This window comes from Ancylobacter sp. VNQ12, from assembly GCF_049445835.1.
GTDB lineage: Bacteria > Pseudomonadota > Alphaproteobacteria > Rhizobiales > Xanthobacteraceae > Ancylobacter.
In genome coordinates this window covers 122,205-133,791 of sequence record NZ_JBMSDU010000008.1, presented here as the reverse complement: position 1 = coordinate 133,791, position 11,587 = coordinate 122,205, and the positions used below count along the sequence as shown (strand labels likewise).

Sequence of the window (11,587 nt, the reverse complement as noted above, 5' to 3'; positions counted from 1 at the left end):
CAGGCGCGCCGGAGCGCGCGGCAGTTAGGTGTGGATGACGGCGCCTCAGGCGCGCGAGGCGAAGCCGCGTCCGGCATCGACGAGCGACTTGGCGCCGAAGGCGACGAACATCACGCCGACGATGCGGGTGACGGCGAGGCCGTGCCGCAGGAAGAAGCGGCGGATCGGGGCGAGACCGGCGGCCCAGACCAGGAAGATGTCGGCGATGACGAAGCCGACCAGCGCCGCGAGCAGCAGAAACGGCGCCGCGTCCCAGGACAGCGCCGAAGCATAGCTGGCGGTGAGCGCGGTGAACATCGCCACCGAGACCGGATAGGCCTTCGGATTGGTGAGGCCGAACAGCACGCCGGTCATCAGCGGCCGGTTCGCGCCGACCGGCGCGACGGCGCCTTCCCGCGCCATGAGCGCCTTGGCGCCGAGGTAGCAGAGATACAGGCCGCAGCCGAGACCCAAGAGATCGAACAGAGTCGGACCCAGTTGGTTAACACCGATGATCGCGGCGAAGGCCAGCGCCGTCCAGAACAGGTCGCCGATCAGATGACCGCTGACGAAACGCGCGCCCGCCGGGCGGCCCTGGGTGGCGGAGAGCGAGAAGAGCGCCAGGAACGCCGGACCGGGGGAAAGCACGTATAGCGCCCCGGCGAGGGCGGTCATGAGATAGAGACCGTAGGACATGGGTGCGACCGGCTGGACGGAGGATCGATATTGACCCAGCATCGGGGCGAACATGAACGGCGTCAATCGGCGCCGGGGCGGTGGCGAGCCTTGAGCGACGCATTGCGGAGACTGGCGGCGTTTCCCCTCGTCCTGCTGGCCCTCACGCTCGCCTTGTTCGCGGACTACCCTGCTGTGGCGCAGTCCGATGCCGGCGGTGCCTTCCCGCGGGTGCTCAAGGTCGGCACGTTCGCCGAAAACCGGCCCTGGGTCTTTCGCGGCGAGGGCGGCGATCTCACCGGGTTCGACGTCGATCTCGTCCGCGCGGTGGCGGCACGGCTCGGTGCCAGCATCGACGTCACGTCGATGCCGTTTCGCGAACTGTTTCCGGCGCTGAGGGCGGGGACCGTCGATCTCGCCATCTGCTCGATCTCCGTGACGCCAGAGCGGCTCAAGACGTTCGACTTCACCCAGCCCTATTACGAGACGTCGCAGGGCGTCGTGGTGATGAAGGGATCGCGCTTCCGCTCGCTGGCCGACCTCGCCGGCAAGAGCGTCGGTACCGTGGCGGGGACGACGAACGAGCAGTGGCTGCGCGAGAACCGCATGCGCTATGCACTCGGGCCGATCGTGTCGGTCGAAGGGCTGGAAGAGGGCCTCACGCTGCTGCAGAGCCGCGGTGTCGACGCTTATTTCGGCGATCTTCCGGCGCTGCTGTACAGCCTGCTGAAGCGCCCCGATCTCGCAGTCGTCGAGCGCCTGACGACCGACGACCATTATGCCATCGTGTTGGCGCGTAATTCTCCGCTGACGGCGCGGGTCGATGCCGCGCTCGCCGCACTCAAGGCGGACGGTACGCTCGCCGCCATTCACCGGCGCTGGTTCGGTGCCGCGCCTCCGCCCGGTTCGCCGGTGACGACGGTCCTGCCGCGCCCCTGAAGTCCCGAATTCTGGGCATAACCGACCCGCCCTCGCCAAACGGGCATGCCGATGCCATTTTGTTCCTGCAAGAATCAGACGTCCTGATGCTGCAATGATTGCGAGCGGCCCCTTGTCCGATCACCGGAAACAGCCGCGCGACGACGCGTTCGACATTCCCTTCGATCTTCCCTCGAAGCTGCCGTCCACCTCGTCGAGCGACCCTTATGCCGATGTCTCCGTTCCCGCGCCGCGCCCCGGGGGCATTGCCGCGCGTGCCGCGGCGATGGCCAATCCCGGTCGTGCCCCGGTAGCCGGCGGCTATCTCGGTGGGCTGAACCCGGAACAGCGCGCGGCGGTCGAGGCGACGGAAGGCCCGGTACTGGTGCTCGCCGGCGCCGGCACCGGCAAGACGCGCGTGCTCACCACCCGCATCGCGCATATTCTCTCGCTCGGCCTTGCCTATCCCTCGCAGATTCTCGCCGTGACCTTCACCAACAAGGCCGCGCGCGAGATGAAGGAGCGCATCGGCTCCATCGTCGGCGAGCAGGTGGAGGGCATGCCGTGGCTCGGCACTTTCCACTCCATCGGCGTACGCATGCTGCGCCGACACGCCGAACTGGTGGGCCTGAAGTCCGGATTCACCATTCTCGATACCGACGATCAGATCAGGCTGCTGAAGCAGCTTTTGCAGGCCGAAAGCATCGACGAGAAGCGCTGGCCGGCGCGGCTTCTGGCCAACACCATAGACGGCTGGAAGAATCGCGGCCTGAGCCCGAGCCAGGTCTCGGCCGGCGAGGGCGCGGCCTTCGCCAATGGGCGCGGCCAGAAACTCTATGCCGCCTATCAGGCGCGGCTGAAGGCGCTCAACGCGGTCGATTTCGGCGACCTGCTGCTGGAAAGCATCCGCCTGCTGCGCGAGAATCCGGACGTGCTGGCGGATTATCACCGCCGCTTCCGCTACATCCTCGTCGACGAGTATCAGGACACCAACGTCGCGCAATATCTCTGGCTTCGGCTGCTGGCGCAGGGCTCGCACAATGTCTGCTGCGTCGGCGACGACGACCAGTCGATCTATGGCTGGCGCGGCGCCGAGGTCGACAACATCCTGCGCTTCGAGAGCGATTTTCCCGGCGCCACGGTCATCCGGCTGGAGCGCAACTACCGCTCCACCGGCCATATTCTCGGCGCGGCGGCCCATCTCATCACCCATAATGAGGGCCGGCTCGGCAAGACGCTGTTCTCCGAGGACGAGCCCGGCGAGAAGGTGACCGTCACCGGCGCCTGGGACAGCCAGGAGGAAGCCCGGGCCATCGGCGAGGAGATCGAGGCGTTGCAGCGCGACGGCCACGCGCTGTCGCAGGTTGCCATCCTCGTGCGGGCCTCGTTCCAGATGCGCGAATTCGAAGACCGCTTCGTCACGCTGGGGCTGAACTACCGCGTCATCGGCGGCCCGCGCTTCTATGAACGGGCGGAAATCCGCGACGCGTTGGCTTATCTCAGGGTCATTGCCTCGCCCTCCGACGACCTCGCCTTCGAGCGCATCGTCAATGTGCCCAAGCGCGGGCTCGGCGACGCGGCGCTGCGGCAGATCCACGATCATGCCCGCGCGGCGCAATTGCCGCTGGTCGAGGCTGCGCGCGAGCTGGTCGCCAGTGAGGAGTTGAAGCCCAAGGTGCGGCTCACCCTGCGCGATCTCGTCGGCAGTTTCGACCGCTGGCGCGAGCGCATGGCGAGCATGCCGCATCACGAGCTGGCCGAGATCGTGCTGGACGAGAGCGGCTACACCGAGATGTGGCAGAAGGACCGCTCTGCGGATGCCGCCGGGCGACTGGAGAATCTCAAGGAACTCGTGCGTTCGATGGAGCCATTCGAGAATCTCGTCGGCTTCCTCGAGCACATCTCGCTGGTGATGGACGCCGAGGGCGCCGCCGGCCAGGACGCCGTCAACATCATGACGCTGCACTCGGCCAAGGGGCTGGAGTTCGACACCGTGTTCCTGCCCGGCTGGGAAGAGGGTGTGTTCCCCAACCAGCGCGCGCTGGACGAGCAGGGCCGCGCCGGGCTGGAGGAGGAGCGCCGCCTCGCCTATGTCGGCATCACCCGCGCGCGGCGCCGGGCCAAGGTGTTCTTCGCCTCCAACCGGCGCATCCACGGGCTGTGGCAGTCCGCCGTGCCGAGCCGCTTCCTCGATGAGCTGTCCGAGAAGGATGTCGAGGTGACGGAATCGCGCGGCGGCTCGGGCTGGGGCGGCGGGCAGGGCGGGGGCTATGCCGGGCGCTACGGCTACGGGCCGAGCCGTTTCGACGAGGCGCAGACCTTCGGCTCCTCCTACTCCACGCCGGGCTGGCAGCGGGCGCAGAACGCGGCGAAATCCGGCGGCGGGTCTTCAGGCGGGAATTTCGGGGGCGGGAACTTCGCCGGTGGTGGCACCTCGCGCTATGGCGCGAGCGAGGCCGCGCGCGGGCGGGTGATCGAGGGCGAGCTGATCGCCAAGTCGAGCGGCCCCGCCTCGCGCTATACGCGGGGGGATCGGGTGTTCCACCAGAAGTTCGGCTATGGCGATGTCGTCTCGGTGGAAGGTAACAAGCTTACCGTCCAGTTCGACAAGGCCGGCGAGAAGAAGGTGGTCGACAGCTTCGTGCAGGCGCCGTGAGGCGATAGGCCTCCCGCCCTCTGGCATTCGTCCGCCACCTCCCTTACACAGCCTCGCGTCTTATCCGCGATGCGAGGAACGCCATGCTCGAAGGATTGCCGCCGAATGGCGCGACGCATGTGATGCGCGTCGACGCGCCCGAGGACGCGGCGCGAGCGATCGCCGAGTTCATTGGCGAGACCTTTGATCCCGCCGAGGTCGCCACCAGCGCCTTCGAGATCGAGGACCGCGCGGAAGGCTCGGGCTGGGCCGTGGAAGTCTATTTCGCCGAGGAGCCGGACGAGGACAGCGTGCGCGAACTGATCGCGCTGGTCTCGCCCGAGGCCGCGGCGGCGGCGGTATTCTCGACGCTGGACAAGAAAGACTGGGTCGCCGCATCGCTCGAAGGGCTGGCACCGGTCGCCATCGGCACCTTCGTGGTCCACGGCTCGCATGATCGCGGCGTGGTGGCGACCAACCAGATCGGCATCGAGATCGAGGCCGCGCTCGCTTTCGGCACTGGCCATCACGGCACCACCAAGGGATGCCTTGCCGCCATCGTCGCCTTCGGCAAGCAGCGCCGGCCCGCGGGCACGCTCGATATCGGCACCGGCACGGGCGTGCTGGCCATGGCGGCGGCGCGGCTGTTCCACAAGCCGGTGCTGGCGAGCGACATCGACCGGGTGGCGGTGTCCACCGCCCGCGCCAATGCGCGCGCCAACCACGCGGCGGCGGAAATCCATTTCCTGCACGCGCCGGGGTTGGGAGCGGGCGAGTTCCTGCGCCGGGGTCCCTACGACCTGGTGCTCGCCAACATATTGCTGGCGCCGCTGAAGGGCATCGCACGACCGCTGGCGCGGCTGGTGGCGCCGGGCGGCACGGTCGTGCTGTCGGGCCTGCTGCCCTCGCACGCCAATGCGGCGCTTGCCGCCTATCGCGCGCAGGGGCTCCGGCTGGTGCGTCGCCGCACCATAGAGGGCTGGACGACGCTGGAGCTTTCCCGCGACATCGGTCGCCCGAAGCGCTGAACCGCCTCAGTCGCGGGCGAACAGTTCCAGCGTCTCGGGCGAATGCTCGAACCGGCCGATATGGGCATGGCGGGCGATCTCGCGGCGGGCCTGTGCCTCGCGGGCGGCGATCAGCCTATCGAGCATGCGGCCGAACAGTCCCTTTTCAGGGAGGTCGTGCGCGGCCGGGGCGGTGGTCGTGGAGGTGATGGCGAAAGAGGCGGAAGCCATGAGGTGTCTCCTTCTGCGGAGCGAGAGTTTATGCTTCGCAGCATAATCCTTTCGCACCGCACAAGAAGACGCGCGGACTCATGGCTGGCCTGCATTTACCGCACGTCATGCGTGATCCGGAAAGGGCGCGTGGGCACCCTTTCGCGAGGATTTGGCTCAGGAAAGCCGGATCGGCATGTTGACCGGCCGGCCGAGCCCTTCCGGCAGCGGCAGAGCGCCATGAGCGGCCTTCATCAGAGCGAGGCGTTCAAGCACCTCGTCCGGGAAGGACACCGCGCGGCGGCTGCCGGCTTCCGCGTGCTGGGCTATCTGCTCGCAGGTCGCCGCCGTCCAGCCCTCGCGAGCGTGATGCAGTTCCTGAAACAGATGCATGCGCTTGTCGTCATAGTTCACGAGGCGCAGCGTGACCCGCACCTCCTGGCCGGCACGCAGTTCACGGTGAAAGCGCTGATGGGCTTCCACGGTGACGAAGGAGGCACTGGGGCTCTCGAGCGCGAGCGGCCCCAAGCCTACAAGATAGACAGCCTCGTCGACCGCCCGGTCGAAGAGGAGGCTATAATAGGCGGAAGGCAGTTTCCCGTTGTAATCCACCCAGCTCGACTCGACCGTCATCACGGACGACACGAAAGGTGCGAAAAACACGGGTTCGAAGTCGATCCCGTCCAGCATGACACCATCCCGACCGTTAGCGCGTGAGCCGCGCTGCCTTATTGACAAGCATTGTGCCGACTTTCCGTGCAGTCGTCACCTGTTTCGATGGCGATTGAGTGACTTAAATCTTGCAATCTCGGGGTTTCTCTGAATCAGGGATATGCGACGCGTGGTCGACGGGCTCGCGAATGGCCGGGATAAGGTATATGCCGGCATCCCTTCCCGGTGGACGAACGGGAACACGAGCAGGAGAAAGCGATGGTAGAACTTGTCGAGGAACTCACGCGCGACGCCGGCGCTGAGGACGCGGTGCGACAGGTAATTGCCAGTCTTGCCAACCACTTCGGCAATCGCCTGTCGACCGGCCGGGCGGTCCGCGAGCAGCACGCCAACTCGATCACCTGGCTGGCGAACCAGGCGCCCGACGCGGTGGTGTTCGCCGAAAGCACCGAGGACGTTCAATTTGTCGTGCGCGCCTGCGCCGCGAAGGGGGTTCCGGTCATCGCCTTCGGCACCGGCTCCTCGCTGGAAGGCCAGATCAACGCGCCCAAGGGCGGCATCTCGCTCGACCTGTCGCGGATGAACCGCGTGCTGTCCGTCCATACCGAGGATCTCGACTGCGTGGTCGAGCCGGGCGTCACCCGCAAGCAGCTCAACGAACACCTGCGTGACGTCGGCCTGTTCTTCCCCATCGATCCCGGTGCGGACGCCTCGCTCGGCGGCATGGCCTCGACCCGTGCCTCCGGCACCAATGCGGTGCGCTACGGCACGATGAAGGACAATGTCGTCGCCCTGACCGCAGTGCTGGCCAATGGCGAGGTCATCACCACGGCGCGCCGGGCGAAGAAGTCCGCGGCCGGCTACGACCTCACGCGCCTGCTGGTCGGCGCCGAGGGCACGCTCGGCATCATCACCAGCCTCACGCTGAAGCTCTCCGGCCTGCCGGAGGCGATCTCGGCGGGGGTGTGCCCCTTCCCGACCATTCGCTCGGCCTGCGACGCGGTGATCCTCACCATCCAGTCCGGCCTGCCGGTGGCGCGCATCGAATTGCTGGACGAGGTGCAGGTGCGGGCCTGTAACGCCTATTCCAAGCTCGACCTTGCCGAGCAGCCGACGCTGTTTGTCGAGTTCCACGGCACCGAAGCGAGCGTGCACGAGCAGGCCGAGCGCTTCGGCGAGATCGCCACCGAGTTCGGCGGCGGCCCGTTCACCTGGGAGACCCGGCCGGAGGACCGCACCAAGCTGTGGCAGGCGCGGCACGACGCCTATTGGGCCTGCCTGCCGATGAAGCCCGGCGCCAAGGCACTGGCCACCGATGTGTGCGTGCCGCTCTCGCGCCTCGCCGAGTGCGTCGACGAGACCAAACGGGACATTGAGGAGATGGGGATGATCGCGCCCATCGTCGGTCATGTCGGTGACGGCAACTTCCACACCGTGACGCTGGTCGACATGGACGATCCGCACGACGTCGCCAAGGCGAAGGACTTCATCTCCCGCATGGTGGAGCGCGCGCTCGCCATGGGCGGCACCGCGACCGGCGAGCATGGCGTCGGCCAGGGCAAGCGCAAATACATGGAGGCCGAGCACGGAGAGGCGACGCTCGATGCCATGCGCGCGATCAAGGCGGCGCTCGACCCGCAGAACATCATGAATCCGGGCAAGATACTTCCCTGACGGCGGCATCGGCGCACCTTGCCGTGCCGGCGATGCCAGCAATTGCCGGGGATGCGTGGAGAATGCGAAAAATATCAATAATCTAGAAGTAAGACCGGCTGACGGATGCCGCGCGCCCGGCACGGGATGCGGACCGCTCGGACCACCCGGAGGAGACGCGTGCAGAATCTGCTGCTCACCATCGCGAGCGCCATCATACTGGCCGTGGCCGCCGCTTTCGCGGCGCCGTTCGTCGTCGATTGGACGCAGTGGCGTACCGGCTTCGAGGTGCAGGCTGCCCGTGCCTTCGGCGCGCCGGTGCTCATTCGCGGGCCGATCGAGGCGCAGATCCTGCCCTCGCCGAAATTCGTGCTGCACGATGTCGCCGTCGGCGTCGACGGCGCCGGCACCGGCCTCGTCGCGGCCGAGTTGAGCGGACGCCTCAAGTTGGGCGAGCTGATCCGCGGCGTGTTCGTCGCCGACCAGCTCACTTTGACCGGCCCGCGCGGGCGCCTCGTCATCGACTCCGCCGGCAAGGTCGCCCTGCCCACCGGCACTACCCGTCCGGTCGGCTTATCTGTCGCCGCACTCACCATCGTCGACGGGGCGCTCGAGGTGATCGACCGGGCCGGTGGGCGCAGCCTGAAGCTGGACGACATCGACCTTTCCGGCGATCTCGGCGGGGTGTTCGGCCCGCTCAAGCTCGACGGCGAGGTCTCAAGCGCCGGCGTGCGCCGCAAGCTGCGGCTCTCGGTCGGCGCCGCGGGGGCGGATGGCGGCAATCGCCTGCGCCTCGGGCTGCAGAATGTCGGCTCGCCCTTCGCCATCGACGCCGACGGCACGCTGTCGCTGGCCGGCGGCAAGCCGGCGTTCCAAGGCCGCGCCTCGCTCTCCATGCGGGCGGCGGGGGCCGAACTGCCGCCCCTGCGCGATGCCGAGGGTGTCGCCCCGGTGCGCGACCCGCTCGCAAGCTGGAGCCTTGCCGGCACCGTCAATGCCACCGCGCAGGCGATCGACGCCGCCAATCTCAGCCTGTCGCTGGGCAGCGGCGACCGGCCGGTGGAGCTTTCCGGCCGTGCCCGGCTGGTCGCCGCCGGCACGCCGGATGCGCCGACGTCGCGGCTGGAGCTGTCGCTCGCGGCCCGGCAGATCGACCTCAACGCCGCCACGGGCGACGCCGCGCCGCTGGGCGTGCTGAACCGCTTCGCCCAGACCATCGCGCCACTCACCGGCATCGCCACCTCCGGAACGCTCGATCTTTCCAGCGACACCGTGCTGCTCGGCGGCGCGGCGATGCGGGAGGTGCGCGCCGGGCTCGACTGGTCGCCCGCCGGCTGGCGCGCCCGCACGGTCGAGGCGCGGCTGCCCGGCCGCGCCAGCGTGAAGCTCGCCGGTCGCCTGCCGCAGGCCTCCGGCGCCAAGAAGCCGGCCAATGCGGCGCTCTTCGCGGGTGACATCACCCTTGCAGCCGAGGACCTGCCGGCCTTCATCGGCTGGGCCTCTCCCGACGCCACGGCGCTGATTGCCGGCCTGCCGACGGGCGCGGCGGAACTGAGGGCGGCGGTGGCGCTGGGCGAGGACCGGGTCGCGCTGGACCATATGAGCCTGCGCGTCGGCGAGACCGGTGTGTCCGGCACGGCGGCCTACGTCTTCCCGCAAGCGGGTGGGCGCGGGCGGGTCGATGCAGTGGTCTCGACAGAGAAGGTCGATCTCGACGCGCTGCTGCCGCCGGCGCGCCGGTTGCTTGGCCTCAGCGGCCAGCGCCTGGATGTGGGGTTGAGCTTTTCCGGCACCGATGTGCGGCTCGCCGGGGTCGGCGCGGCCGGGGCGGATATCATCGTCAAGAGCGATGCCGGCGGGCTTTCCGTCGAGCGGCTGGCCGTTTCCAATTTCGGCGGGCTCGACCTCACCGGCTCCGGCCGGCTCGCCGCCTCGGGCGACGGCCAGAGCGGCACCGAGACCGACGGCCGCTTCGAGGCGCGGCTGGTGGGTGCGAAGGCGGACGGCCTGCCGGCGCTCGCCCGCGCCTTCGGCCTGCCCCAGCTAGAGGCGTTCGCGAGCACGATGGGCGCACGGCTCGCCCCGCTCGATGTCGGGCTCGTGCTGAATTCGGAAGCCGGCCGCATGGCGCTCGACGCCAAGGGGCGGCTTGGCGTGATGAGCGGGTCAGGTCAGGCCAATTTCGGCGCCGGGCGCCCGCTCGACGGCAAGCTGGCGCTCGACATGGCCGATGGCAGCGCCGTGCTGACGACGCTGGGCGTGCCGGGGCTGCGGCAGGGTCTCGGCCCGGCACGCGCGACGTTTGACTTGGGCACGCGGCTCGACGGCGAGCTGATGTTCGCCGGCGCCACGCTCGATGCGCAGGGCAAGGTGGAGTGGGACCCGGATGGGCGGGCTCGTCCCGATCTCGCCCTCAAGCTGGACGGCGCGGATCTGGCGCGGCTGTTTCCGACCTTCGCCGCTGGCGGTAGCACCGCCGTGCCTGCCAGCCTTGCCGGCACGCTTACCCGCGAGGGCGATGTCTGGCGCGTCGGCGGGCTGGCGGGGACGGTCGGCGGGCAGAAGATCGCCGGCAGTGCCGCCTATGTCCCCGGCGAGCGGCAGCCCATCGAGGCCGAGCTCGCCATGGACAGCTGGAGCCTGCCAGCCGGGCTCGGCCTTGCTGTCGGGCCGGTGCCTGGTGCCGGCCCCGGCTGGCCGGACGGGCGCTTCGGCACGCCCGCTCTCGCCGGCATCGGCGCGCGGGTGAAGCTCGCCCTCAAGCGGCTCGATCTGCCGGCCGGGCTGGCGCTGGACGGTGCGAAAGTCCAGGCCCGCATCGCCGATGGCGGTGTGGTGGTCGAGGATCTCACCGGCGAGCTCGCCGGCGGGCGCTTCAGCGGGCGCTTCGACCTGACGCGGCGCGGCGAGGTGATGCTGCTCAACGGCCATCTGTCGTTGACCGAGGCCGACAGCGTAGTGCTGCTCAAGGCGGCCAACGTCGCCAAGCCCGGCGTCAAGGGCCGGGTGACGCTGGCGCTGGACGTGACGGGGAGCGGACGCTCGCCGCGCGCCATCGCCGCTGCGCTCCAAGGGCAGGGAAGCCTCGTCGTCGACGGGCTGGAGGTTGCCTATACCGACCCGCGCGCGCTGCAATACGTCATGCTGGCGACCGAGCGCGACCTGCCGCCCGATCAGGCGCGCACGGTGCAACTGCTCAATGAGGGACTGTCGCGCGGCACGCTGAAGCTGGAGCGGGTGGAAAGCGCGCTCAGCCTGGTCAATGGCGTCGCCCGCAGCGCCACGGCGCGCGCGGCGATCGGCGACCAGCGCTTCGCCTTCACCGGCTCGCTCGACATTCCCGCGCTGAGCTTCGAGGCGACGCTGGAGATCGAGGATGTCTCGGCCGGGGGCGCGTCCGGCGCGCCGCCCGGCGCGGGCGTGCAATGGCGCGGGCCGCTCGCCGCGCCGGAACGGCGCTTCGACCTCACGGCGCTGACTGCCGCGATAAACATGCGTGCGCTGGAACGCGAGACCAAGCGGCTGGAAGCGGAATATGGCCGTACGCCGCTGACCAATGGCGGCCATTCGACGGACGAGATGCCGGCACCCATGGCCATGCCGCCGCAGCAGGCCCAGCCTCAGCCCCAGCCGGCGCAGCCTCAAGCCCAGCCGGCCCAGCCGCCGCAGCGCTTGGCGAGTCCGCCGCAACCGAAGCCCTCGCGGCCGAATCCGCCGCCGGTCCTGCCCCATCAATACCCGCCGCCCGGCAGTGCGGCTCCGCCTCTGGCGCCCCCGGTGGAGATTCCCGCCGATCCGCTGCGCAACCCGATCATGGCGCCGCCGCTGGCGCCCTGAT

General features: G+C 69.1%; 8 protein-coding genes. 5 read left to right on the top strand and 3 right to left on the bottom strand.

Features of this window, described 5'->3' with window-relative positions; genetic code table 11:
- Positions 1–45: 45 nt before the first annotated feature.
- Complete coding sequence (locus ACO2RV_RS13310; protein ID WP_423293688.1) at positions 46–675, bottom strand: LysE family translocator; 630 nt, start codon at positions 673–675, stop codon at positions 46–48.
- Between the two features lie 90 nt (positions 676–765).
- Here ACO2RV_RS13310 and ACO2RV_RS13305 point away from each other — a divergent pair, with 90 nt between their 5' ends.
- The 3 genes from ACO2RV_RS13305 (at position 766) to ACO2RV_RS13295 (ending at position 5,235) form a co-directional block, all read left to right on the top strand.
- The gene (locus ACO2RV_RS13305; RefSeq protein WP_423293686.1) at positions 766–1,593 is read left to right on the top strand and encodes a substrate-binding periplasmic protein; all 828 of its coding nucleotides are present in this window, start codon (positions 766–768) and stop codon (positions 1,591–1,593) included.
- Between the two features lie 94 nt (positions 1,594–1,687).
- Positions 1,688–4,228 carry an ATP-dependent helicase gene (locus ACO2RV_RS13300; protein ID WP_423293684.1) on the top strand — a complete coding sequence of 847 codons (2,541 nt, stop codon included), beginning with the start codon at positions 1,688–1,690 and terminating at the stop codon, positions 4,226–4,228.
- An 83-nt stretch (positions 4,229–4,311) separates the two neighbouring features.
- On the top strand, positions 4,312–5,235 hold the full coding sequence (locus ACO2RV_RS13295) for a 50S ribosomal protein L11 methyltransferase (protein ID WP_423293682.1): 924 nt from the start codon (positions 4,312–4,314) through the stop codon (positions 5,233–5,235).
- Between the two features lie 6 nt (positions 5,236–5,241).
- On the opposite strand, the gene ACO2RV_RS13290 is transcribed toward ACO2RV_RS13295, so the two are convergent.
- Both ACO2RV_RS13290 and ACO2RV_RS13285 read right to left on the bottom strand, forming a co-directional pair.
- Positions 5,242–5,445 (bottom strand): hypothetical protein, encoded by a 204-nt coding sequence (locus tag ACO2RV_RS13290; protein ID WP_423293680.1) that lies wholly within the window; start codon positions 5,443–5,445, stop codon positions 5,242–5,244.
- A gap of 156 nt (positions 5,446–5,601) precedes the next feature.
- Positions 5,602–6,114 (bottom strand): thioesterase family protein, encoded by a 513-nt coding sequence (locus ACO2RV_RS13285; RefSeq protein WP_423293678.1) that lies wholly within the window; start codon positions 6,112–6,114, stop codon positions 5,602–5,604.
- A 240-nt stretch (positions 6,115–6,354) separates the two neighbouring features.
- On the opposite strand from ACO2RV_RS13285, the gene ACO2RV_RS13280 reads away from it, so the two are divergent.
- Both ACO2RV_RS13280 and ACO2RV_RS13275 read left to right on the top strand, forming a co-directional pair.
- Positions 6,355–7,770 (top strand): FAD-binding oxidoreductase, encoded by a 1,416-nt coding sequence (locus ACO2RV_RS13280; RefSeq protein WP_423293676.1) that lies wholly within the window; start codon positions 6,355–6,357, stop codon positions 7,768–7,770.
- Between the two features lie 159 nt (positions 7,771–7,929).
- Positions 7,930–11,586 (top strand): AsmA family protein, encoded by a 3,657-nt coding sequence (locus ACO2RV_RS13275; protein WP_423293674.1) that lies wholly within the window; start codon positions 7,930–7,932, stop codon positions 11,584–11,586.
- Position 11,587: the final 1 nt, after the last annotated feature.